This window comes from Halodesulfovibrio spirochaetisodalis, assembly GCF_001672295.1.
GTDB classification, from domain to species: domain Bacteria; phylum Desulfobacterota; class Desulfovibrionia; order Desulfovibrionales; family Desulfovibrionaceae; genus Halodesulfovibrio; species Halodesulfovibrio spirochaetisodalis.
Genome location: NZ_JXMS01000002.1, coordinates 159,851 through 184,936, shown reverse-complemented (window position 1 = coordinate 184,936; position 25,086 = coordinate 159,851). Strand labels below are relative to the sequence as shown.

Genomic DNA, 25,086 nt, shown 5'->3' with positions numbered 1-25,086 from the left:
TCAATTTTTACTCATAATTACAATAAGAATTTTTAAATAGTTTGCGCTGGATGATGCGTATATAGTGCATCTCGGGGATATCAGACTAGCAGCAACTCGTTGCACGTTCTTTTTTCGTACATTTATTATTACAGAATTATTATCAGCGGTCGCAAGCTGCGTCCGTTACTCTAGTCTTATTCCCAAAAAACACCATTTTTTAGAAGGATAACCTTGGTGCCAACTACCCCAGCATACATAAAACTCTTTCCATTCCTGAGCTGGCTGCAGACAGTTTCCAAAGAAACACTGAAGCTGGATATCAATGCAGGAATAAGCGGAGCTATTATTGTACTCCCGCAAGGAGTTGCGTTTGCAGCCATTGCCGGTCTTCCACCGGAATTCGGGCTGTATTCTGCCATTGTGCCCGCAATTGTTGCTGCACTATTCGGTTCTTCACATCATCTGATATCTGGCCCGACCACGGCTATTTCACTGGTTATATTTGAAAACATCAGTCAGTTTTATGCGCCGTTTTCAACTGAATACATCGGTGCGGTTTTTTCTCTCACGCTGCTGACCGGCATCATCCAGCTTCTTTTCGGGGTAATCAAACTAGGCACGCTGGTGAATTTTGTTTCACATTCTGTTGTTGTCGGTTTTACAGCTGGTGCAGCTATACTAATCGGCTTCAGCCAGCTTGGAAATTTCACCGGTATTAAGTTTCCATCCGGTTCAAAATTTTATGAAAAAATACCGTTTCTCGTAGAAAACATTCAAGAAGTAAGCATACCTGCTTCTATTATCGCCCTGACCGCTTTGAGTATCTCTGTACTCTTCCAGCGACTTGCACCGCGGATTCCCGGTATGCTTGTTGCCCTCATTGCGGGAAGCCTTGCAGCAATGGGATTTGGCGGAGCAGAGGCAGGCATAGAACTGGTGGGTGCTTTACCATCACGTCTGCCAAGCTTTGAAATACCACATATGTCCTTCAGCACCGTCCAGCAGTTAGGTTCCAGCGCATTGGCCATTGCTATCCTCGGCCTGACAGAAGCTGTTTCCATCGCACGTTCTGTAGCAATGCAATCCAGACAGCACCTTGATACAAATCAAGAATTTGTCGGACAGGGGCTTTCAAACATTATCGGCAGCTTCTTTTCCTGCTACTCAGCATCAGGTTCCTTCACCCGCACAGGGGTGAACTACACTGCCGGAGCCAAAACTCCAGCGGCTGCTGTTTTTGCTGCATGCTTCCTCACCATCATCCTGCTTCTGATTGCCCCTGTAACAGCCTATCTGCCGATACCTGCAATGGCGGGCGTACTCATGGTTGTGGCGTTCAAGCTTATTGATTTTCATCACATCAAAGGCATCATGAAAACCAGCAGGCAAGAATTCGGGGTCATGCTTGTCACCCTTCTGGCAACACTGTTTCTGCACCTTGAATTCGCGATTTATGTTGGAGTTGTCCTCTCTCTGCTGCTGTATATCAACAAAACTTCACATCCCGAGTTAGCTTCCATCACGTTGCAACGTGACGACGCCGGTATTTCTTCTTTTGTTGAAGTGACAACAGAAAATGCCCGAGAATGCCCGCAAATCAAGATTGTCCGCCTGCGCGGAGAAATATTCTTTGGTGCAACGCACAATATAATCGAAGATTTACACAAAGAAATTGATGAATCCTCTACACATACGAAACTTCTTGTGATACTCAAGGCTGTGACGTTTATTGATATTGCAGGTTGCGAAATGTTCTCTACTGAACGCGAAGCCTTTCGGGAAAAAGGCTGTGAAATGTATCTATGTTCCCTGAACCCTGAAGTACGGGGGATGTTACATAGGGCAGGCGTTCTCCAACACTTCGGAACTGACCATATTTTCGCTAACAAGCGAGTAGCTATTAAAAAGCTCGCAGCGTCTGTTGATACTGAAAAATGCATAACTTGTACGGCCCGCATTTTTGACGAATGCGCAAGCAACACCCCCGCATTCAGCGTACAACAACTTGATAGTAGCAATCGCCCAGCAATTATCTAAGTGTACGTGTTCAGTAAAATATGACGTAACGGGCACCTGTAGAGGCAGAAGTATTACTTCTGCCTCTACATCTGGGTTCTCACTTCTGAAATTTTTTCTGCCTTTCATTTCAAACCAATAAGACACTGAAAATTTTTTTCTGCCACTGAGCATTGACAATCTTTCAACTGAAACCTACTTAATCGTGTAACGACGATTATCGATTCTTTCAATTACTGATGCAAAGGAACAGTCATGACCACTTGTTCGACCACAAACAAGGAAGCATTTCGCACTACTGACGAAGATACGTGCAATGAGCAAGAGCTTGCCGCACAGGCAAAAGCCCTTGCACACCCTGCGCGTGTCCGTATTATGCGTGTGCTTTTGGCATTGCATAACTCCGGAGGATGCCTGAACAGCAGCCTTGTTTCGGAGTTAGGTCTTGCACAGTCAACTGTATCCGAGCACCTGCGAATTTTAAAAGAAGCAGGCTTTATTACTGCTGAACCAGACCCGCCAAGAGTTTGTTACCGTATTAACCTCGAAAAAGTGCAGGCATTTTCTGAAATGTTTGCAGCCATTTTTTCCTGATCGGTTTTTTTTATACGACATATAATCGTCTTTCGACGATGCTCGATACTATAACAAGCTATGAATCGGCATAAGCAAATCGTTTTTCGACGATCAACGATATTTATAAGGAAAAAACAATGCAACCAAAACTCAATTTTCTAGATCGCTACTTAACAGTGTGGATTTTTGCAGCAATGGCGCTTGGAGTTGCACTCGGTGTTACTTTTCCGCAAGTAGCAGAATGGAACGAGTCCATGTCCATTGGCAGCACGAATATTCCTCTCGCAATCGGTCTTATCCTCATGATGTATCCACCGCTTGCTAAGGTTAACTACTGTCTTCTTGGTAGCGTTATGCAAGACAAACGTGCCGTCACGCTTTCGCTGGCCATGAACTGGATTGCAGGGCCGATTCTGATGTTTGTGCTGGCGCTGACCTTTCTTGGCGACTACCCGGGCTATATGACCGGTGTAATTCTCATTGGTCTGGCACGTTGTATTGCCATGGTACTTGTCTGGAATGACATTGGCGGCGGTAACAAAGAGTACGCGGCAGCACTTGTTGCTCTGAACAGTCTTTTCCAGATTGCTACCTACAGTTTTCTTGCGTGGCTCTTCATCACTGTTCTTCCGCCGTACTTCGGCTTCAGCGGCTTTGAAGTAAATATTTCGATTGCAGATATTGCTGAAAGTGTTGGCATTTACCTTGGTATTCCGTTCCTTGCTGGTTTCGTAAGCCGTGTGTGGCTTGTAAAACTCAAAGGTGAGCACTGGTATGACACCAAGTTTATTCCGGCAATTTCACCGGTCACGCTCATTGCGCTTCTGGCAACAATTGTTCTTATGTTCAGCCTGAAAGGTGAAATGATTGTTGAGCTGCCGTTTGACGTCCTGCGTGTGGCTGTACCGCTTGTCATCTACTTTGTTGTGATGTTCTTCCTCAGCTTCTTTATCGCAAAACGAATGGGTATTCCGTTCGATAAAAACGCCTCCATTGCCTATACGGCGACCGGCAACAACTTTGAGCTAGCCATTGCTGTAGCCATCGCTGTGTTCGGTCTCAATTCCGACCAGGCATTTGCTGGTGTTATAGGCCCGCTTGTTGAGGTGCCGGTACTTATCGCGCTTGTGAATGTTTCATTACGATTCAAGCGCAACTACAGCCAGCAGGCAGAAGAAACTCTTACACTCCAACCGCAGCCTGTCTCCAAAACAATGAAATAACGATATCCCCGACAAGACATGCTGCCGCTGTTCCCCTGACCACCTCAGGGGAGCAGCTCCTATCATAAGGAGAATTACTATGCAGATACAAACATTAGAAAGACTGACCTGTGTGACCACAAACAAAGATACATATAATGGACAGCCATTATACAAAACCATGTTAACCGCTGCGCAAAAACACAATCTGATGCAAGCAACGGCAACAAAAGGCTTAGCAATTGTTACTGAAACTCATCCTTACCAAACTGAGAACCCTTTTCAAAAGCAACTGCAACCTATTGTTGTGCAAACAATAGGCACACCGGATAACAACGCATTATTCCTCAAAGAACTTACAGCAGCTCTTGCAGATCATATTATCGTCAAAGAAAAAATTGAAACAATAAATACCGGCAGCTAACATTACTTTTCTGTCTCGCCTGCTGTCCATTTCACCCTCTCAGAACACTACTATCAAGCAATCAACCTTCATCAACATGGCAATGCATGCGTCCAACACCCTTTATTATAAGAACATACTTGATCAATCACATAACCTTATATAACTATACTGTAGTACATTCACTTTTCGCGTATTGTATCGGTAAAACTAGGAGGGTGCAGTATGACTGCTACAACCATGGAACATGCTCGTTTTCGTTTTAGATGCGAATCCCTTAAAATTGAAGAACGCGCAGATGCTGTTAAAGAAGCTCTGGCAAAAACCAAAGGTGTGGTTGAAGTTGCCGTCAACAAACGGGTTGGGAGTATCCTTGTACTCTTTGATCAGGCAAAAGTTGGCGCAGATAAACTCTTCTGCAGCATCGCAACCAGTCTGGGGTTAGAGCCGGATGAAGTGAAAGGAAAAATCAGCAGCTTCAACCGTGCCATCACAGGCCGGAAAGCAAGAAAAATTGTAAAACGCGGCCTGCTTGGTGCCGGCATTACTACAATAGCCTTGCTTGCTTACTCTGAGAAAGCCCATGTTGTAGCCGGGAGCGTCTGGCTCACACTCATGGCAGCACATCTGTATCAGAACAAGCGAACACTTTTCTCATAAAAAAAATCCCATGCAGCACATGCTACATGGGATTTTTTTATATATAGGATCGAATTATTTTTACTCAGAATGCTCCGGCAACATCGGACGCATAGAGTGTACACACGTCAATACCGTACCTGAATTATGCAACAATGCCATTAACGCAGGGGTAATAACGCCCGTCACACCAAGACCGATAAACAGTGTGTTACTTGCGACAATAAACATAAAGTTACGCTTAATACGTCGCATTACACGCTTGGAAACTTCCATCGCATCGGTAAGGCTGTCCAGACGCTCACCTGTCAGCATCACATCGCAGGCTTCACGGGCGATATCTGCACCGTGCTTCATTGAAACACCTACATTGGCAGTGGTCAGCGCAGCAGAATCGTTAATTCCGTCCCCGACCATAGCTACAGTGTAGCCCTGCTCTTTAAGGTTGTTAATCAACGCGGTCTTTTCGTCCGGCAATGCCTGAGCATAGTATTCTTCAATATTCAAATCAGACGCAACGGCTGCCGCTGTTTCTTCACCGTCACCTGTCAGCATAATGATGCGTTCTACATCCATGTTTTCCAGCTTACGGATAAACTGATCGGCATCGTCTCGCACCGGATCTTTAATAGCAAGAACACCTGCAAGCTCTCCGCCGCACGCAAAGTACAGCAAGGAAAGTCCTGCACCTGAGCACTCCGCAATCAAATCCTCAGCACCTGCAAACGGAATACCTTCGTCTTCATGGACAAAATGCTTGCTGCCAAGAATAGTCCGCTGACCATCCAGCATAGTAGCAATACCATGTGCAAGAATGTATTCTACCTCAGCATGATCCTCAGCATGGATAAGCCCTTCTTCATCCGCTTTCCGTACAATGGCATCTGCCACCGGATGCGGGAAATGCTCTTCCATACATGCTGCCTGTCTGAGAACAAACTCTCGTGTATACCCGTTCATCGGGCAAACGTTAACAAGCTCCGGCCGTGCTTCTGTCAATGTGCCTGTTTTATCCAGAACAATTGCATCCAGTTGGGAGAGATGCTCCAGATACTTGCCGCCTTTAATCACCGCACCGTTATGCGCTGCTTCCAGCATTGCAGAACGGACAGCAAGCGGTGTTGCCAGCTTGATGGCACAGGAATAGTCAGCGAGCAGAACTGCCGCAGCCTGAGTAGCATTGCGGGTAATCGCATACACTACGCCAGAAAGTATAAATGAAAACGGCACAATTTTATCTGCCATTTTCACAGCCTGACTATGAATATCTGCTTTACGGTCGTCAGACTCCTGCAGAATCTTCGCTATCTTAGCAAAGCGGGTATCAGAACCAACGGACTGTGCGTATACGATAATACGCCCTTCTTCCACTACGGTTCCGGAGTAGACCTCACTCTCGACACTTTTTTCCACCGCAAGCGGCTCACCGGTCATGGAAGACTGGTTAACCAGTGCCGTACCCTCTGCAACAACCCCATCAACAGGAATTCGTGCACCAGACCGGACAACAACAAGATCACCCACAACAAGCTGATCAGGTGAAATTGCTACCGGTTCATCGTCACGCATTACCCATACAGGCTTGCTGTCACCGGAGAAAAGTGCCGCAATGTCACTTCTGGACTTTTCCTTAGTCCATTCTTCCAGTGTCTCACTAATATCGAGAAGCAAGTTGATGGTACCTGCGGTATTAAAGTCACGCATAGCAAGCGCTGCACCAACTGCCGCGGCATCAAGAACATTCACATCCAGCTTGCGCTGACGTAATGACTTCAGGCCTTCCCATATTAACGGGGCAACATTGAACATCGTCCAATAAGGGCGAATTGTTGGCGGCATGAACATGCGAGCCATGTAATGATTCAAAACTTTTTTTGAGATAATCCATACCGGATTTTCAATCTCACCTTCCTGTCCGGCATCTGATACCGCAGGAAGGGAACTGCCGTCTGCAGTGGCCAAGGCTTGCTGTGATGATGAAACCGAAAGCGTCTGTGTCATACTTTCAATTACATCTACCAGCAGATCGGTCAGCTTTGCGTCTTTCTCAAAAATCAGGAGGCCACGCTTTGTGCGGGGATTATACTCCACCGCGACATCTGCCTTTACCTGATCAAGCGCCACTTCAGCCTGCTGCTGTAAAAGCTGGACAGCAGCTGCGTCTTGCGCCGCAAACCGGATACGCCCCGGAAAGCTTCGTATAACCGTCATGTATTCTCCGCTACTCGTTGTGCGTGTGCACCAATCTCACACAATGCAGTGCGAATGAACCGCTATGCCTTTTCGTTGACAGAATCAGTTGTGCTTTCTTCTTCAACTTCAGAAGCAGCTTCAGGCTCAACGTCAATTTCAACGTCAGCTGCTGCAACAGTTTCTTCCTGTGCAGCGGCTTCTTTAGCCTGCGCAGCCTTGTACTTAACTTCAGCCATGTAGTCTTCAATGTCTTCTTTAACGGTTTCCACACGGGTGAGAACATTTTCTGCAAGCCCGCATCCACCGCTGATCATACCGGAAACGAGCTGCTGCCCCTTACCGCTTTTCACCATTGCAAGACCTGCTGCGCCAAGCACGGCACCTGCAAAAAAATATGCTAATCTGTTTACAGCCATTACTACACTCCCTTCTCATTTTCAGAGGCTTTCGGCATCATGTCCCCCATCTCTTCCACTTGCTTCTCGATAAGTTCTTTTCCCTTATCCAAAGCAGCATCAAGCAAGTCATGAAGCTCATCTCTATTCTTCCACGCGAGATATCCTACAGCCCCCACGGCTGCACCGGCGGCCACTAACAGTAGCTTCTCTGATAGTTCTTTCATATACAGCCCCTTTTGGCATAGATAAAAAAAGAGTCTTTGCGAACATAGTATCGCAAAGACCATACAACAAAAAGTTTTGATCTAACTATTTTGTACCATTATCAAACAAAGCTAGCAATTTTGCGGTAATGATTTTTTTTCATATGCCTTATTCGTCATAGTACTCATGAACGCATTCGCGGCTCCGTGGCAGATTGCCAGTCCCACACCCAAATTAAACTGGTGACAGACCATCATGCCGCACAGAGAAAGCAACACACCGTAATCTCTACAGCGACCACGTTTTTTTACAGCACACACAGAACACGCAGGTGACGTTGGATCGAAATCCATTTTGTCACACTGTGCTGCAAAACGACGAGCTTTTTCTTGAATATGCCTATCCATGAGTACGTTCCTCTTTTGTTCTTTAGATCTTTTTAGTGAAAACGATTATCATCGTCAAGCTATTTTTCTCCCAAAAAAATACCCCGAATTCGTGAAGAACTCGGGGCAACTATGTTCAAATTGAGTTACGCGCCGTATAAAATCGAATATAATTTTTCAACCACAGCGCTGGCAGCATCATCCGAAGGAGCATTAATCAGCTCCTCCAACAGCTCTGGAGGAACCCGTTTGGCATCATACTCAATGACAATTGACTTTGAAAAAATATTCAAACTTGTTTTTGTGACAGCGTCAGGCATTGCGGGTGCTGATTTCACAAGTGCCAACGCTTCAGGGTCAGTCATGATCGATTTATCAAAAGTTATCCGAATTCTCCCCGGAATATGATGTTTAACAGATAGGTATTTCCGCAGTTTTGCTACTGTTGTAAAATCCATGGTGTCTCCGTGAAGAATCGTCTTCAATCACTATCTATTTCGGTGATGTTTTCTTGCTGCTCTTTTTCTTTGCAGAAGCAGCAGGCTTTTTTGTTGTTTTCGGAGCAGGCTTGGGTGCCTCTTCCTTAACAGAAATTTTGTTATCTTCCTCAATAACAGGTTCAGCAATATCTGCCTGTGGCTCTGTCTCTAAAGAAGATTCAACAATGCTGGAATCCGCTTCCAACTCCTGTGTTTCCTGCACAGGCTCGTCGATCAGCTCCGGCTGAAGCACAACGGCTTCTGCCTGAGGAACTTGTGTCGCAGCAGCCTCAGTATTTGGGGATTTGGAATCCGGCATAATCAGATCAGTCACAGCATTGGATACGGAATCAAGAATAGAGCCGGAAGACTGACTGCGTCCACCGCCGCCTCCTGCACCTTTTCCGCCGCCCATGCCACCTTTCTGACCACCAGCTTGGCCGCCCATTTGGCCACCAGTCTGGCCAACCATCTGAGACATACCACCGCCGCCACGCATGCCGCCGCCCATTCCACCACCGCGACCACCGCCGCCGCCAGTCATTCCAAGTAGCATATTCGGCAATCCTCCACCGCCGCCACTCAAGCCCATAACAGCCATGGTCGCTAATCCGGCACCACCGCCCTTACTGCCGCTGGCCATGGTTGATACCGCAGCTACTCCGCCGAACATGAGCCCTTGCTTGATTGCACCTGCAACAGCGTCTTTTTTGGTGATGTCTCCGCGCCGGACTTCAAGCCAGCCCCGTATACCACCTATGCCTGCACCAAGAAGAAGTCCAACACCGGCCGCTGCAATCGGGGATTTCGGAAGAATATTTTTTAGCATAAAAAACACCTTGTTAAATAAAAAGAATACGCTGAGCGTAACGCAGTTTGTAATGACTGACCAGCATCAGTTTCTCCCTACCTTTGGGCTTTATCAAGAATATTTTCCGTACACTTTTACTCGCTGAGAATAACCTCTGCAAAGCGGCAACTCTCAACAGTCACACGACTGGCGCTATCGCGCAGAACACAAAAACACCCACTAAGCATCACGGGACAACATTATCAAACTAACGATAATCTCTATCCCTGCCCAACAGCATGATAACTATATTACACAGCCCATTCAGCGCCGCGGATTGACTGGAGCAGTTCCCGAATATTATCTTTAATCTCCATAAATGCTGCAACAATCGCGGGATCAAATTGCGTTCCTGAACATCGGAGTATTTCATCAACAGCAGTTTCATATCCCATGGCGACACGGTAGGGTCTGTCCTGCAGCATAGCAGAAAGGCTGTCCGCTACAGCTATAATTCGTGCTCCAAAGGGAATATCCTCTCCCTTCAGGCCGTCTGGATATCCCTTACCGTCGTATCGTTCATGATGATGCAAGATAACGCTGATTATTTCACCGTTGCCCACAGCCCCCATAACAGGGGTGACAATTTCTGCCCCAAGCTGAGGGTGACGCTTAATTTCAGTATATTCTGCATCGGTAAGCGATCCGGTTTTCTTCAGGATTGCGTCGGGAATGCCAATTTTCCCGATATCATGCAGGTGACCGGCAATATGCAACAAGCGGGTTTCCAGTTGAGGCAGTTCAAGCTGCATTCCGATTGCCTGCGCAATAATCGCCACTTCTTCAGAATGAAGGCACGTACAATGGTCTTTGGCATCAATGGCGTTCCCGAGGGATTCAGCAAACAGATGTAACGAACTCAGGACAGCTCTTTGCACCCGCACATCGCACTGTTTGGCAATGTCAGACTTCAACGACCGTAAATTCATAACATCCATAAACTACCACGCACCATATTATATCTACCTTCACTACACGGAACCGCAATCAGAGCATGTAATCGTACTTTCTGAACCAGTCCCGACCCCACGCTTCTATCCACCGGAGCAGCCTTTATCTGGACGAGCATTGAGTACAAAATTCCACCCTGTCTCTACCGTTATGCTTCGCAGCATACATTGCTGTGTCTGCACGCTTCAGCAGCAAATCCAAAGACGTCTGTACATCTTCAAACGCAGTCACACCAATGCTCACCGTCACATTTATTGCCCGATGCCTGTCATACGAAAAATCCTGCTCGCGGACAGCACGGCACAACCTGTCTGCCGCCATCTGAGCAGCATCAAGCCCCGTATCCGGCAGCATGACAACAAACTCTTCGCCGCCGAAACGGGCAACCACATCCACTTCACGCAAGGTTTCCCGAAGCGTATCTGCAACGCCTACAAGTACTTTGTCGCCGATATCATGCCCGTATTTGTCGTTCACGCCTTTAAAGTAGTCCACGTCAACAAGCAGGATGGACAACTCATGGCTGAACCGTTTGCAACGGGCAATTTCCTGTGCAGCAAGCTCTACAAAATATCCGCGGTTCCACAGCCCCGTCAGGCAATCAGTACGGGCAAGCCTGCACATTTCACGCATCATGTGCTTTCGCTCTGTAATATCGGCTATTACCCCGACAATCCCCGCGATGTGCCGATTATCCGTAGCATGAGACTCAATCGCTCCGGCGTTTATCTCAGCCCATACGGTATTGCCGTCTGCACAACAAAGCTGCGCATGCATGCTTTTGACTACCTGCTTGCTATGCAGCATTATTTTATATTGGGAAAATGCCTGAGATGTCTTAAATATATCCCCCACGTCACGAGTGTTCTTCAAACACTCTTCAGTTGTTTCATACCCGAGCATACACGCCATGGCTGTGTTTACCTCCAGAAGCACCCCCTGCGCATCTGTGTAGTAAATACCTTCAATCGCGTTTTCAAAAATACCCCGATACTTTTGCTCGCGCAGTTGCAACTCTTCATTAAGTGAAGCAAGTGCGAGTTGCATCCTGTCCCCCATTTTCAGCAGGCGCTTACTCTGCCTTACTGATTTCTCATATTCAGCAAGCAATTCGCGGTAGCTGTCCTCGCTGCCGTCCTGCTGAAATGAGCCCCCTGTCAGTAACGATCGAGCCTTGCGGATGACCTTGTCCTCACGGTCAAACACATTTTCTTTCACTAAACGTCCCTACCTTACTTTATTGTCGTTTTCTGATATTGAAATCCATTATCAGAGTCAAGCCGTTAATCTTCCATAGATATTAGAAAAAGTATGAAACGAGCCATCCACAACGCCTCAATGCGGCAGCCCACATGAAGAATACGGTTTGTGCATGCTATGGAGACCAATAAAACACCAGTCTGCTATTTCTGCGGCGTTATCAAAGCACTCAAGCGCTGCTGCGTGGTACAACCATTTCAAACAGGCAACTCGCATTTTTCAAAAAGGAAGTACTATGCAACATACATCCAAAAGTACTCACGATAAAATGAAACGGCGCTATGATGATGAACATGAGCACAAACACAACAAAGACCACATGAAGTACCGCGCCCATGAAAAAAGCCATCCAGACACTGAGCATGGCGGCTCTTCAGAAGGGCATAAGCACCCTGCCCCGCATCACGGGCATTCACATTCCGATGACAGACATCACCATGTGAAAAAGCATGACCATAAAGAACACACCCGTGAGCACCACAAAGCAAAAGAAAAAGACCATTAGCCACTAAAAGAAAAAGCCCCCGTATGGACGAGAAGTCTATTCGGGGGCTTCATTCTTCGGCAGGTCCATTGCATCCCCCCAAAAGGTTGCAGAACCATTTTCCACTCTTCAAAAAAAAAGCCCTTGCGATTACGCAAGAGCTTTTATCAATTTTTTAGATAAAATAGAATAGTTACGGCATAATACGAGTTAGCACTAGCTGACCTGTGTACGCTGTTTATTTACCATGCAAGACACGCGCTATGAAGCAAAGCGCAGCTTATCTACCTCTTCCTTAATACGCATGCCGGACGGTGTGGCGCATAAGCCGCCTTTACCGGTGCAGCGCAAGGTATCCGGCAACGCGTTGCCAACTTCCCACATGGCGCAGATTACATCATCCAGCGGCAAGTTGCCTCTGAAACCGTGCATTGCCAGATTTGCAGAAGAAACAGCATTGCTCACTGCTCCTACATTTCGTCCGATGCAAGGCACTTCAACCTGCTCTGCAACCGGATCACAGGTGAGTCCCAGTGAATTTTGCATTGCAAGCGCCGCAGCATTGCACGCATCCTGAACAGAGCCGCCAGCCATATCCACAAGAGCAGCAGCGGCCATTGTTGCGGCAGATCCGCACTCAGCCTGACACCCGCATACTTCGGTAGCAAATGTAGACTGCTCGCTGATAAATACGCCTATCAACCCAGCACACAGCATTGCTTTGGCTGCTGCTTCCCGTCGCTCTTCCTGCGGAATAGAAAACGACTCCAGCGCACTGAACACAGCAGCAGGGAGCACACCGCAGGAACCGGCAGTAGGCGCAGCCACCACGCAGCCCATTGATGAATTCAATTCCATTACGGCAACCGCCATAACAGTGGCTAAATCCAGCATACCTGTTGCAATGAATTGTCCGTTATCCAACGCTTTTTGCAATTTAGCTGCTGTGGGGGTTAAAAAGCCCCGCATAGAAAAATCACCGGTCAGTCCGGTTGTAATTGCTGTTTCCATCACATCAGTGATGTCAGCCATCATCTCAATAACTTCAGACTCTGTGAGCTTACCCCGCGCAGCCTCATACCGGACAGCTGCTTTCCATAACGGAATATCGCCCTGCCCTGCGCACCATTCCAGCAATGTTTCCGCACTGCTGAACGGAACAGCACAATCAGAAGAAGCCATAACAGGCATTACCGGCGCAACGTTACGGATAGAAGCGTTGCCGCACAGTTCCTGCACTTCATCAAGCAGTTCCTGCTGAAGCTTTTCACGGGCATGGATGACAATTACCCCGCGCCACGCAGCACCCTGCTTACCGTTATCACTCACAGAGCTTCCATGCAGTTTTACGTCTGCACGCGTAAGAGCACCCTGCACTTTGCTGCAAAGCTGTTCCAATGACCGCGACGGCTTTTCAGAAAGCATAATTACCAGTTCGTAGTAATCGCCAGCCATATACACAGGGCATTCGTTTATCTCATTAAATTCTATACGCCCGCCACCAGTAGATAATGCCTTTGCAGTCACCTGCTCACCGCTTGTATCTACTATATCCATAAGCACCACATTCGGGTGGTTGGCTTCAAACTGTTTTATCTCAAACTTCAGATCAATCCCTGCTTCTTTGATTAACACCAACGCATTGGATAATCTGGGGTCTTGCGGCTTCATCCCCATGAAACCGGCAGCAAGTCCCTGATCAGACTTTTGCCCTCTATAGGTTGTGGCAAACGAGCCTTTTGATTCAAACGTCACGGTAACTCGAGAAAGCGTATCACCAGCCAGTTGCCCTGCAAGATTCCCGATACGCGAAGGAGCAGCCGTATGGGAACTGGAAGGGCCGGTCATAACCGGGCCGATAACCTCATTAAAAATGCTAGAAGGTAGTTTGGTCATACTAATTCCTTATGTTGCTTTGTCTCATCTCAACACTACGAAAATAAGCAATGACAGCAGATACAGTGCAATGAACGGAAATTATGTTGTAACGGCGGGATGCAGATGAAGGAACCGGATATTCTACACTATGGTATAGCAAGCGCTTTTGTTTATGGAACATTAGGCAGATGCATCAATGTCTCACAGTATCGCTTTCAAAGTAACTCTACTCTTCTCATCATGACCGGCGGATATAACAGCAAATTATTGCACTGAATAAAAAACAAGCTCCATATTGATTAGCTGCACTGATGAACAACCGACAATGAGCTTAATAAACGTACCTTTAGCACAACATTATGCAGAATGAACACATGTATGATTATAAGAACTGAAGGCACTCGTCACACCTGTCTGCAACGTATCAAATGTGCTTCTTCTCCCCCTGCACAAAGGGATGATGTTAACGTCCGACAAATACATTTGCACACAGAAAGGTGACATCAATGAGAACACGGCATCGCAACTTGTCAGTATATTTCTAATGACAACAGCCAGCCGCAATAACTTGCTGGCTTGAAAACAAAAAAGGAAGCACACATCGCGCTTCCATCTCACCTAATAAATTTGCTTTGCACAGCCGAGTTGACACCCCACTAAACCCTCTATATTTATCGCCTAGGTGATCTCAAACACCTTTCCACAAGCGGTAAACCGCTCCCGTAAGAAGTGGCATTTTGCGTCCAATAAGCAAAATGCACAGTCCCTAGGATACGTGTATCTTGTGATTGGAAGCATCTTCAAAATCCTCAAGGAGATGCCTTATGGCACAAAACAACACTTCCCTTCCTGATGACCCCATCACACAATTGTATGAGATCGCAAACACCTTACGAATGATGCACGAAAAGCTTGGTGAAGTGTATCCAGAACTCAAGCATACTTGGTACTTGCTTGAACGCTCCCTTAACGAGTGTCTCGAAGTTCTGGATGCAGCCGCAGTAGACGCGGCACTAAAGAAAGGTGCGTAGAAAACGTTACGAGATATGACGAGCAGTCCTGTTTGAAGTATCTCTATGCATTCGCAGTACCATGTTTATTCGAAGCCCTCCCTGAAAGTATTGGGGAGGGCTTTATTTTTGCGAAGATAGACCGTAACAAAAAAGGAAGCGCTCATCGCGCTTCCTTGCAGTTTATTCTTTAAGCACTGCTAGTTTCCAGTACTTGTAAAGTTTCGGTAACTACCGTCCGGCAAGACAGTTGGCAACGAATAATCATGCGAAGTCAGCAAGCCGTAAAGTGCAGTATCTTTCTTTTGCACTTCGTCTTTAGTGCATAACTTCCATTCATCATAGATTTCGTTTCTACGGTTAACCTGTGCTCCGAGAATAGAGCTCATACCCCAATAGATGTACTCACTTGCCATACACGCATAGTCACAAGTCTCATCATCATATGTATACCATGCATCAACAGGGTATTGCACTGGCACTTCGGTAAAATGTCCGCCACGAGCAATATCCATTGCTGAAGTCAGCGTACTCAATTCTCCCTCTCCAAAGGCTTCTGGATACGCAAGAGAATACCCGACAGATGTGACAAGATGCCAGACTTCTTCTATTGCTCCGTCAAACTCTCCAGTATAGCCATTACTGTGCCACTCTGGACGCGACTCTTCGCTCCCAAGGTCTTGCCCTTCACCTTCCCATGGGTTCGAAAGATACGCTGCTTCTAGCTCTTCAAACAAAGACTCATCACTCCACATAAAAAGAAACGCATTATTTTCATGCATTACGCTCAGCACGCGAGGGTCATCAACCACCCCATTCTCATCATTATCCAGATATTGTGCCAGCACATTTGCAGCATGTTGAATTTTGTTTTTTGGGACATTCGGGTCAGCATAAACCTGAATTCCAAACACATTAATTCGCTGGTTAAAGAAAGGGAAATGGGAATCCGTACACGATTTAATATCAAACGTTGGTGGAGTCTGTGAAAGTGTTGCTTCTTCAGAGTATTGGAAATTGCGATATGTACCATCCGGTAACACGGTTGGCAGAATGTAGCTTGGGTCATTCAGCAAGGCGTATAAGCTCGGATCACCGGTCTTGACGTCGTCCTTTCTGAAGAGCTTCCAAACTCCAGAAATAACATCTCCCCTATTCGCTTGTGCGCCCAAAACAGAACTCATGCCCCAGTAAAAGTATCCACTCGCCATGCACTCATAGTCGCATGTTTGATCAGAATATGTGTACCACGCATTATCCGGATAACTCGCAGGCAATTCTTCAAAGCGCCCACCACGAGCTACATCCATAGCAGCAGTAAGAGAACTTACTCCTGCTTCACCAAAAATATTCGGGTATACCTGAGCATATCCTGTTGTTGCTACCAAAAGCCAAACTTGTTCAATCGCTTCATCAAATTTACCGACACGGCCATTCAAAAACCACTCAGGTCTGGTTTCATCATTTCCCAGATCCAGCCCTTCGCCTTCCCAGCCATTTGCTTCAAATGCTGCGTCAATTTCATCCACCTGTGCTTTGTCTCCCCACATAAACAAAAATGCTCGTCGAGCAATCATTGCTTCTACAACTCGAGGATTATCAACCTGCCCGTCTTCGTTATTGTCCAAATACTGAGCAAGCACATTTGCCGCATGCAATAATTTTCTAGGATGCACCTCGGGTACTGCATAAATAGGAATTCCAAACACATCTACTTTACGATCAAAAAATGTGAAACGACTATCGTCACAACGTTCAATTGTAAATGTTGGTGTAGAAAATGAAATCACTCCTGCAAAAATTTTATTAGGAAATACTGAAATCAACAAGAAAAGAACCATGCATAAAAAACGCATCATAGATTAACCTCACATAATTTTTTTTAACTTTTCTTTTACACAATAAATATAGATGTATTTTTTTTGTCAAATAAAAAGTGTAAGTATACCTTTTTGTGTATTTACTAATCAGCGTTCATTTCTTTTTGCATCAAAAATAAATCTTTTGTTGCCTTACTACTGCCAGCTTCTATAAATATGCATACCAAGAGAAAAAACATGCAAGACTTTTTTAAAAAATACTCCCTTGTACTTATGCACAAGAGAGTATCAACAGTAAGAAAGAACCAACGTAGATGTATTTTCTCAGAAAATAGAGCTTACTAAAACACCATATCTCGTATTACAACAAGCAGCTTCCCCCGTAAGCTTCCCCGTCAAATTAACAATTCGAAATTAGAACCTCATCGTTAATAGATAGAAATTCTTTTTCAAAATTAAAGGCGTTATACAAATTTTGCAGCTTCAACGTTACCCTAACAAAAAAAAGCTCTTACACTTTCGTGTAAGAGCTTTTACTTGCTTTGGCGTCCCCAGGGGGATTTGAACCCCCGTCGCCTGCGTGAAAGGCAGGTGTCCTGGGCCAGGCTAGACGATGGGGACGCGTCATATATGGTAATTTTTTTCTAAAAAAGTGCAGCACGAGGCGCAAGGAACAATCAAGGTCGAAGTGTAGTAAGTCTACACGAGAGTTTGATTGTTACGCAGCAACAACGTAATGCGCTGTTTTAGGAAAAAATTTGGCTGGGCTACAAGGACTCGAACCTTGATTAACGGAGCCAGAACCCGTCGTCCTGCCAATTGAACGATAGCCCAGCAAGTGAGAGGTGTTTTTATGGAAAACATGGCGTTCTGTCAACGGAATTTTCTAAAAAAACTCGAATCACTGCCACCTAATGTTCCATTGCCAAAAACTGGCTGCAATAAAAAATCCCCTGCTCCGTGAGGAACAGGGGATTTGTATTTGTAAGGCTAAAACTACTTCTGGTTACGCTCTACACGCTTCCAGCTGTCACGCAAGGTGGCAGTACGGTTGAACACAGGCTTTTCAGCTGTAGTATCAAGGTCTGCGCAGTAGTATCCAAGACGTTCGAACTGAACACGTTCACCGGCTTTGCATTCAGCAAGGCGCGGCTCAAGGTACGCTGTGATCACTTTTTCAGAATCAGGGTTGATGTAGTCAATGAAGGTTTTGCCTTCTTCAACCTTGTTCGGGTTCTCTTTTTCAAAGAGCGGCTCGTACAAACGTACTTCAGCCGGAACTGCATGTTTTACAGAAACCCAATGCAGAGTGCCTTTAACCTTACGACCGTCTTCAGACCAGCCGCCTTTGGTTTCAGGATCGTAGGTACAATGAATCTCTGTAATCTCGCCGTTCTCGTCTTTCACTACATCTGTGCAGGTTACGTAGTATGCGTAACGTAAGCGCACTTCTTTACCGACGGTGAGACGGAAAAATTTCTTAGGTGCTTCTTCGCGGAAGTCTGCACGTTCAATGTACAGCTCACGAGAGAAAGGAACCTTGCGCTTGCCGTATTCTTCCAGTTCAGGGTGAAGCGGCATTTCAAATTCGTCGACCTGATCTTCAGGGTAGTTTGTGATCACAACTTTTACAGGATCAACAACACCCATAAGGCGAGGTGCTACTTCATTGAGCTTTTCGCGCATGCAGAATTCGAGCATGGCTGCATCAACCATAGAATCCGCTTTTGCTACGCCGATACGGGAGCAGAACTCGCGGATTGCTTCCGGAGGACAACCACGACGACGCAGACCGGAAATGGTCGGCATGCGAGGGTCATCCCAACCGCGAACATGGCCTTCTTCCACCAGCTGAATAAGCTTACGCTTGGAAAGTACTGTATGCGTCAGGTTGAGGCGTGCAAATTCAATCTGCTGCGGGCGGTACACGCCGAGAGTTTCGAGCAACCAGTCATAGAGTTCGCGGTTGTTTTCAAACTCAAGAGTACAGATGGAATGGGTAATGTGCTCCTGAGAGTCTGAAAGACAATGCGCAAAGTCGTACATTGGGTACATGCACCACTTGTCACCGGTTCTGTGATGCGTTGCTCTGCGGATACGGTACAACGCAGGATCGCGCATGATGATGTTCGGAGACGCCATATCGATTTTAGCGCGGAGCACGCATTCGCCGTCTGCAAACTCGCCGTTACGCATGCGGTTAAAGAGATCAAGGTTCTCCTCAACGCTGCGGTTGCGGTACGGGCTTTCTGTGCCCGGCTCAGTCAAGGTACCGCGCATTTCGCGAATTGCTTCCGGTGTGGAGTGATCCACATATGCTTTGCCCATTTCAATGAGCTTTACCGCATGACCAAAAAGCACTTCAAAGTAGTCGGAAGTGTAAAACGGTTTTTCGCCCCAGTCGAAACCGAGCCATTTTACGTCTTCCTGAATGGACTGAACGTATTCGTCTTCTTCCTTCAACGGGTTTGTGTCGTCAAAGCGAAGGTTGCAGATGCCGCCTTCGTGCTCTTGTGCAATTCCAAAGTTCAAGCAAATGGATTTAGCATGCCCAAGATGCAGGTAGCCGTTCGGCTCCGGCGGGAAACGGGTGTGTACGCGTCCGTCGTACTTTCCGCTCTCACAGTCTTCAGCAATAATAGTACGGATAAAATCCAGACTAGTTCCTTCGTTTTTCTCTTCAGGTGCTACAGGAGCCTTACTCATGAATACGTCCTCTAAATCTATTTCTTCGCATTGTTGCGCTTATGAACAAGTTATAAGCGGATGACATACGGGAAACACACGCGGTGGTCAATTGGCAGTGCACCACGCAACTTCCAGTAAAAATACTTCCGCATCACGTGCGGACATCATTATATACAAGCACAGCCTGTGCTCCAAGTACAAAACACGAATTTGGTAAAATGAAGCGCTCTATTCCCGCTCGATCTGAACCCCGCATATTTGGCTCATAAATTTTTCTTACTGATCGTATCACACCCCGTTCACCTCGGCTTTTTACCCCCGAAAACGATTGCGTTGTTTTTGGTTATTTTTTGCTCTTTTTTGCAAAAAATTATCATTTTTTGGTTTTTATTATCAGTTTTTTTAAAATCAATGAGTACCACATCAATTTTTTCAAGCACGGAACTTTTTCAGACATATCAAGGAATAATGAACCAGCTATATAAACTAAATCTGATATATTAAGTTTCTGTCATATAAATTTTACTTTTTTGATAAAAACATCAGTTTTCGTTTTGACAATTTTAGTATTTTCGGGAACAAAGAATATGAAAGGGACGTTATTTTTGCCCGAGGATGTTCGACGACACATAAACAAACAAGTATATTGCTTACTTAATTAGCAATACGATATTCAACGCTGGAGGAACACATGACATTTTCTGGTTTGGTTAAATCCATTGTAACAGGTCTCGCCGTTACTGCCTTTTGTGTACCTGCATTTGCTGCAGACACAATCAAGCTCGGCGTAGCAGGCGCTCACAGTGGCGACCTCGCTTCTTACGGCCTGCCAACAGTTAACGCTGCAAAAGTAGTTGTTGAAAAAGTTAACGCTGCTGGCGGCATTAACGGTAAACAAGTTGAACTGCTCATTCAGGATGACCAGTGCAAACCTGAACAGGCTACCAACGTTGCAACAAAGCTCGTTTCTGATGGCGCAAACGTTGTTCTTGGCCACATCTGCTCCGGCGCAACAAAAGCTGCACTGCCAATTTACACTGAAGGCAAGCTCATCGCTATGTCTCCAAGTGCTACCAACCCAGTACTTACCCAGTCCGGTGACTACCCTACGTTCTTCCGTACCATCGCTTCTGACGACATGCAGGCTCGTCTCGGCGTTGACTTCGCAATCGACAAACTCGGCGCTAAAAAAATTGCCGTTATTCACGACAAAGGTGACTACGGTAAAGGCTACGCAGAGTTTGCACGCAAATTTATTGAAGAAGGCGGCAAAGCAGAAGTTGTACTGTTCGAAGGTGTAACTCCTGGTGCTCCTGACTACTCTGCTGTTGTACAGAAAATTCGTCGCAGCAAAGCTGACGTTGTTATCTACGGTGGTTACCACCCTGAAGCATCCAAACTTGTTAACCAGATGCGTAAAAAACGTATTAAAGCAAAGTTTGTTTCTGATGACGGCGTAAAAGACGATACATTCATCAAAGTTGCCGGCAAAAACGCTGAAGGCGTATACGCATCCGGTCCTATCGATGTTTCCAACCTGCCAATGTACAAAGAAGCTATTGCAGCACACGTAAAAATGTTCGGCACTGAGCCGGGTGCATTCTACCCTGCAGCATACGCAGCTACTGTAGCAATGCTCACTGCTATCGAACGTGCAGGCTCCACAGATTACGACGCAGTTACTGCTAAACTCCGTAGCGAATTTGTTGATACCCCTGTTGGTAAAATCAAATTTAACGAAAGAGGTGATGCAGAAGGCGTTGGCTTCTCCATGTATCAGGTTCAGAACGGTAAATACGTAGAACTTAAATAGTCTTACCGCATCGACCGCAACCATAACGGGGAGCAGTCTCGGATTGTTCCCCGTTTTTACTCAGATAATCGGCCTTGTACCTGCAATTTTTTGCAGACAGGCATCTCTGACAGGGACATACACATGGATTGGGAATTTTTCATCGAATTGGGTCTTGGCGGATTAACGCGCGGGAGCATCTACGCTCTCATCGCGATCGGCTACACGATGGTATACGGGATTATCGAGCTCATTAACTTCGCACACGGCGAAATTTACATGCTCGGAGCCTTTACCGGTCTCATCGTTGCTGGTGTGATGGGGGTTTACGGATTCCCTGCGTTTGCAATCCTGCTCATGGCAATCGTCATTGCCATATTATACTGTGCTGCCTACGGGTACACTATGGAGAAAGTAGCATACAAACCGCTTCGCGGCGCTGCTCGCCTTTCTCCACTGATTTCTGCTATCGGTATGTCACTTTTTCTCCAGAACTACATCATTCTGGCGCAAACGTCCGACTTCTTGCCATTTCCAACACTTATTCCAGACTTTGAATTTATGGAGCCGATTGCACACATCTTCGGTTCCACTGACTTAGTCATCGTTGCAGCCAGTGCCGTTTCCATGGCTGCACTTACCGTATTCATCAAATTTACCAAACTGGGCAAAGCCATGCGTGCTACAGCCCAGAACAGAAAAATGGCGATGCTTCTCGGCATCAACGCAGACAGGATTATTTCTACCACCTTCATCATTGGCTCTTCACTGGCAGCTCTTGGTGGCGTGCTTATTTCCACCCACTCAGGCCAGCTCAACTTTATGATCGGCTTTATCGCCGGTGTGAAAGCATTTACGGCTGCGGTTCTCGGCGGTATCGGCTCTATTCCGGGTGCGATGCTTGGCGGATTATTCCTCGGACTGACTGAAAGCTATGCAGCAGGATACATTTCCAGTGACTATGAAGACGTTTTCGCTTTCTCACTACTGGTAATCTTCCTCATTTTCCGTCCATCCGGTATTCTGGGCAAAGCGCCTGTGGAAAAAGTATAACCGTATTCACTCGTAACGAAAGAAGGAGTTGCAGAACTCGTTTTCTGCAGAAGAGATACAATGCAAGGACTGAAACAATCCATAATTACCAGTTTGTGGTTCATGTTCCTTACATTTCCTATCATGGTTGTTCGAGTTAATACTATCGAGAACACCGTTGAATGGAGATGGATGAACCTTGCCTACGTCGGCGTGGGGATATTTATTTTATCCTTTGTATGGCGCTGGGCGTTGGCTCGCAAAGAAGCCAAGCAATATGAAACAGAAACTACTGACAAGCCTAAAAAACAGCTCTGGCTATCCCGTGCAATGGAAGAACCGGCAGTGGCGAAACCTGCACTTGCTGCGATCTTCGCACTCAGTGTTGCTATGCCGTTTCTGGTCAGCACATACCAGACCAACATTTTCATTTCGTTTCTGCTGTACGTCATCCTCGGCCTCGGCTTAAACATTATTGTAGGCGTTGCCGGCCTGCTCTTTCTCGGGCACGCAGCTTTCTACGCAATCGGCGCTTACAGCTACGCACTGCTTAACCATTACTTCGGAATCGGATTCTGGGTTGCTTTGCCTTTGGGCGGCATCCTAGCCTGTCTTGGCGGGATTTTACTCGCATTCCCTGTATTACGTCTGCGTGGTGACTACCTTGCTATCGTAACACTGGGCTTCGGTGAAATTATCCGTCTCGTGCTGGAAAACTGGAGTGACCTCACAGGTGGCCCTTCCGGTATTTCCAATATCGACAGACCGGGTCTGTTCGGCATGGAATTGTCCGTAGCAGACGCAAACGTTTATATTTACTACATCGTTCTTGCGCTTGCCATCATCACCATGATCGCTGTGCAGCGTTTAAAGAACTCACGTATCGGCCGTGCACTTCAGGCATTACGCGAAGACGAAATTGCCTGTCAGGCAATGGGCATTGACCGCGTTAACGTAAAGGTTATGGCATTCGGCCTTGGTACAGCATGGGCTGGCTTTGCAGGAGTAATTTTTGCTGCAAAAACCACCTTCATCAACCCTGCAAGCTTTACCTTCATGGAATCAGCAATCATTTTGTCCATCGTTGTTCTTGGCGGTATGGGATCAAACCTTGGTGTTATCCTTGGTTCAGCATTCCTCGTCCTTATGCCGGAGTATCTGCGTGCCTTCTCTGAGTACCGTATGATTCTCTTCGCAGCGGCAATGGTGCTTATGATGGTATTCCGTCCTCAGGGACTCATTGCTCCTAAGGGTAGAAAATACCATGTTGATGACCCCGACCTGATCAAAGAAGGAGATGCGTAGATGTCCACAGTACTGAACGTAAAAGCGCTCTCCAAAAGTTTCGGTGGCCTGCGCGCACTCAACGATGTTGATTTACAGGTAAACAGTGGAGAGATTGCAGCACTTATCGGCCCGAACGGTGCCGGTAAAACGACTTTCTTCAACTGCATCACCGGTATTTATGAGCCTACAGACGGGGACGTATTCTTCACACCACTTGGCGCTACTGAATGCCGCGTAAACGGTATGAAGCCGAATAGTGTCACTGAGCTTGGCATGGCGCGTACCTTCCAGAATATCCGTCTCTTCAAAAACATGACTGTTCTTGAAAACGTTATGGTTGCTCGTCATTGCCGCACAAAAGCAGGCATCCTTGATGCATTGCTTCGTCCGCCGCATGTAAAACGTGAAGAAAAAGAAAATATTGAGAAAAGCTACGAGCTGCTCAAATATATTGGTCTTAACAAGCACTACAATGACCTTGCCTGCAACCTGCCGTACGGCGATCAACGCAGACTAGAAATTGCCCGTGCTATGGCTACAGAACCTTCCCTGCTTCTGCTTGATGAACCGGCAGCAGGTATGAACCCGCAGGAAACCGCATCCTTGAAAGAACTGGTGCTGGATATCCGCGACAAGTTCAACCTCGCCATTCTGCTTATTGAGCATGACATGAGTATGGTCATGAGCCTTTCCGAACGTATTTACGTTATGGAATACGGCTGCCTTATTTCTCAGGGCACCCCTGAAGAAGTAAGTAAAGATCCGCAGGTTATCAAAGCCTACCTCGGGGAGGAAAGCCATGCTTAAACTTAATGGCGTCAACACCTTCTACGGAAATATCCATGCCTTACATGATGTAAGTATGCACATTGACGAAGGTGAAATTGTAACACTTATTGGGGCCAACGGTGCCGGTAAGTCCACGACTCTCATGTCCATTTGTGGTGGAACACCGCCACGCTCAGGTGAAATCACCTTCGAGGGACAGCCGATTCATAAAACTAAAATGGATCAGATTGTTCGCCTCGGCATCTCGCAAGTGCCGGAAGGGCGACTCATTTTCCCTGATCTAACCGTTATGGAAAACCTTGAGCTTGGCGCTTTTCTGCGTAACGACAAAGACGGCATCAAGCGAGATATGGAATATGCCTTCAGCCTGTTCCCTATTCTGGAAGAACGCCAGAAGCAGGCAGGCGGCACCCTCTCAGGCGGTGAACAGCAAATGCTCGCCATCTCCCGTGCCCTGATGGCAAGACCGCGACTGCTGCTCCTTGATGAGCCATCTCTCGGCCTTGCACCGATTATTATCCAACAGATCTTTGAGATCATCCAAAAGGTAAACGCATCCGGCACCACAGTATTCCTCGTGGAACAGAATGCGAACCAGGCGCTCAAAATTGCGCACCGTGGATATGTAATGGAAACAGGTCACATTACCATGGAAGATAATGCAGCAACCTTGCTCGCCAACGAGGACGTAAAAAAAGCATACCTTGGCTTATAGCCAAACCCATTCGAGGAAGGGCGACAGCTGTTGCTGCGCCCTTTTTTGGTTT

Annotated in this window: 23 protein-coding genes and 2 tRNA genes; 12 read left to right on the top strand and 13 right to left on the bottom strand. The window is 46.6% G+C overall.

Annotation, left to right across the window (positions count from 1 at the left end):
- Positions 1–216: 216 nt before the first annotated feature.
- The 5 genes from SP90_RS02115 to SP90_RS02095 all read left to right on the top strand — a co-directional run bounded on the left by SP90_RS02115 (position 217) and on the right by SP90_RS02095 (position 4,839).
- Positions 217–2,019, top strand: coding sequence for a SulP family inorganic anion transporter (locus SP90_RS02115; RefSeq protein WP_197498744.1), 1,803 nt, complete (start codon positions 217–219; stop codon positions 2,017–2,019).
- 234 nt (positions 2,020–2,253) lie between these two features.
- Positions 2,254–2,592, top strand: coding sequence for an ArsR/SmtB family transcription factor (locus SP90_RS02110; RefSeq protein ID WP_066852060.1), 339 nt, complete (start codon positions 2,254–2,256; stop codon positions 2,590–2,592).
- A gap of 119 nt (positions 2,593–2,711) precedes the next feature.
- Positions 2,712–3,797 (top strand): ACR3 family arsenite efflux transporter, encoded by a 1,086-nt coding sequence (gene arsB, locus SP90_RS02105; protein ID WP_066852057.1) that lies wholly within the window; start codon positions 2,712–2,714, stop codon positions 3,795–3,797.
- 79 nt (positions 3,798–3,876) lie between these two features.
- The gene (locus SP90_RS02100; protein ID WP_066852055.1) at positions 3,877–4,200 is read left to right on the top strand and encodes a DUF190 domain-containing protein; all 324 of its coding nucleotides are present in this window, start codon (positions 3,877–3,879) and stop codon (positions 4,198–4,200) included.
- Between the two features lie 204 nt (positions 4,201–4,404).
- On the top strand, positions 4,405–4,839 hold the full coding sequence (locus SP90_RS02095; protein WP_066852053.1) for an HMA2 domain-containing protein: 435 nt from the start codon (positions 4,405–4,407) through the stop codon (positions 4,837–4,839).
- A 60-nt stretch (positions 4,840–4,899) separates the two neighbouring features.
- On the opposite strand, the gene SP90_RS02090 is transcribed toward SP90_RS02095, so the two are convergent.
- The 8 genes from SP90_RS02090 to SP90_RS02055 form a co-directional block, all read right to left on the bottom strand.
- Positions 4,900–7,029 carry a heavy metal translocating P-type ATPase gene (locus SP90_RS02090; RefSeq protein WP_066852052.1) on the bottom strand — a complete coding sequence of 710 codons (2,130 nt, stop codon included), beginning with the start codon at positions 7,027–7,029 and terminating at the stop codon, positions 4,900–4,902.
- Positions 7,030–7,091: 62 nt separating this feature from the next.
- On the bottom strand, positions 7,092–7,427 hold the full coding sequence (locus SP90_RS02085) for a hypothetical protein (protein ID WP_066852051.1): 336 nt from the start codon (positions 7,425–7,427) through the stop codon (positions 7,092–7,094).
- 2 nt (positions 7,428–7,429) lie between these two features.
- Positions 7,430–7,633, bottom strand: a complete 204-nt coding sequence (locus SP90_RS02080; protein ID WP_066852049.1) for a hypothetical protein — start codon at positions 7,631–7,633, stop codon at positions 7,430–7,432.
- A gap of 111 nt (positions 7,634–7,744) precedes the next feature.
- Complete coding sequence (locus SP90_RS02075) at positions 7,745–8,020, bottom strand: hypothetical protein (protein WP_066852047.1); 276 nt, start codon at positions 8,018–8,020, stop codon at positions 7,745–7,747.
- 125 nt (positions 8,021–8,145) lie between these two features.
- A complete protein-coding gene (locus tag SP90_RS02070; protein WP_066852045.1) occupies positions 8,146–8,457 on the bottom strand; it encodes an HMA2 domain-containing protein in 312 nt (103 codons plus the stop codon).
- Between the two features lie 34 nt (positions 8,458–8,491).
- Positions 8,492–9,307, bottom strand: a complete 816-nt coding sequence (locus SP90_RS02065) for a hypothetical protein (protein ID WP_066852043.1) — start codon at positions 9,305–9,307, stop codon at positions 8,492–8,494.
- Positions 9,308–9,579: 272 nt separating this feature from the next.
- Positions 9,580–10,257, bottom strand: coding sequence for an HD-GYP domain-containing protein (locus SP90_RS02060; protein ID WP_231895519.1), 678 nt, complete (start codon positions 10,255–10,257; stop codon positions 9,580–9,582).
- A gap of 124 nt (positions 10,258–10,381) precedes the next feature.
- Positions 10,382–11,497, bottom strand: a complete 1,116-nt coding sequence (locus SP90_RS02055) for a sensor domain-containing diguanylate cyclase (protein ID WP_066852039.1) — start codon at positions 11,495–11,497, stop codon at positions 10,382–10,384.
- 277 nt (positions 11,498–11,774) lie between these two features.
- Here SP90_RS02055 and SP90_RS02050 point away from each other — a divergent pair, with 277 nt between their 5' ends.
- Positions 11,775–12,044: a hypothetical protein gene (locus SP90_RS02050; RefSeq protein ID WP_066852037.1), complete on the top strand. Its 270-nt coding sequence runs from the start codon at positions 11,775–11,777 to the stop codon at positions 12,042–12,044.
- A gap of 240 nt (positions 12,045–12,284) precedes the next feature.
- On the opposite strand, the gene SP90_RS02045 is transcribed toward SP90_RS02050, so the two are convergent.
- Positions 12,285–13,919 carry an L-serine ammonia-lyase, iron-sulfur-dependent, subunit alpha gene (locus SP90_RS02045; protein ID WP_066852035.1) on the bottom strand — a complete coding sequence of 545 codons (1,635 nt, stop codon included), beginning with the start codon at positions 13,917–13,919 and terminating at the stop codon, positions 12,285–12,287.
- Positions 13,920–14,725: 806 nt separating this feature from the next.
- Between SP90_RS02045 and SP90_RS02040 the strand changes: the two genes are divergently transcribed.
- A complete protein-coding gene (locus SP90_RS02040; RefSeq protein ID WP_066852033.1) occupies positions 14,726–14,932 on the top strand; it encodes a hypothetical protein in 207 nt (68 codons plus the stop codon).
- Positions 14,933–15,111: 179 nt separating this feature from the next.
- On the opposite strand, the gene SP90_RS02035 is transcribed toward SP90_RS02040, so the two are convergent.
- The 4 genes from SP90_RS02035 to SP90_RS02020 form a co-directional block, all read right to left on the bottom strand.
- Positions 15,112–16,770: a hypothetical protein gene (locus SP90_RS02035; RefSeq protein ID WP_066852031.1), complete on the bottom strand. Its 1,659-nt coding sequence runs from the start codon at positions 16,768–16,770 to the stop codon at positions 15,112–15,114.
- Between the two features lie 504 nt (positions 16,771–17,274).
- Positions 17,275–17,352 (bottom strand) — tRNA-Glu (locus tag SP90_RS02030).
- Positions 17,353–17,490: 138 nt separating this feature from the next.
- Positions 17,491–17,565: transfer RNA gene (locus SP90_RS02025), tRNA-Gln, on the bottom strand.
- Positions 17,566–17,727: 162 nt separating this feature from the next.
- The gene (locus SP90_RS02020) at positions 17,728–19,437 is read right to left on the bottom strand and encodes a glutamine--tRNA ligase/YqeY domain fusion protein (RefSeq protein ID WP_066852028.1); all 1,710 of its coding nucleotides are present in this window, start codon (positions 19,435–19,437) and stop codon (positions 17,728–17,730) included.
- Positions 19,438–20,110: 673 nt separating this feature from the next.
- Here SP90_RS02020 and SP90_RS02015 point away from each other — a divergent pair.
- The 5 genes from SP90_RS02015 (at position 20,111) to SP90_RS01995 (ending at position 25,034) form a co-directional block, all read left to right on the top strand.
- Positions 20,111–21,232, top strand: a complete 1,122-nt coding sequence (locus tag SP90_RS02015; protein ID WP_066852026.1) for a branched-chain amino acid ABC transporter substrate-binding protein — start codon at positions 20,111–20,113, stop codon at positions 21,230–21,232.
- A 123-nt stretch (positions 21,233–21,355) separates the two neighbouring features.
- Positions 21,356–22,264 carry a branched-chain amino acid ABC transporter permease gene (locus SP90_RS02010; RefSeq protein ID WP_066852024.1) on the top strand — a complete coding sequence of 303 codons (909 nt, stop codon included), beginning with the start codon at positions 21,356–21,358 and terminating at the stop codon, positions 22,262–22,264.
- A 60-nt stretch (positions 22,265–22,324) separates the two neighbouring features.
- The gene (gene livM / locus SP90_RS02005; RefSeq protein ID WP_066852022.1) at positions 22,325–23,548 is read left to right on the top strand and encodes a high-affinity branched-chain amino acid ABC transporter permease LivM; all 1,224 of its coding nucleotides are present in this window, start codon (positions 22,325–22,327) and stop codon (positions 23,546–23,548) included.
- Complete coding sequence (locus SP90_RS02000) at positions 23,549–24,337, top strand: ABC transporter ATP-binding protein (protein ID WP_066852020.1); 789 nt, start codon at positions 23,549–23,551, stop codon at positions 24,335–24,337.
- On the top strand, positions 24,330–25,034 hold the full coding sequence (locus SP90_RS01995) for an ABC transporter ATP-binding protein (RefSeq protein WP_066852018.1): 705 nt from the start codon (positions 24,330–24,332) through the stop codon (positions 25,032–25,034). Before SP90_RS02000 ends, SP90_RS01995 begins: the two co-directional genes overlap by 8 nt.
- Positions 25,035–25,086: the final 52 nt, after the last annotated feature.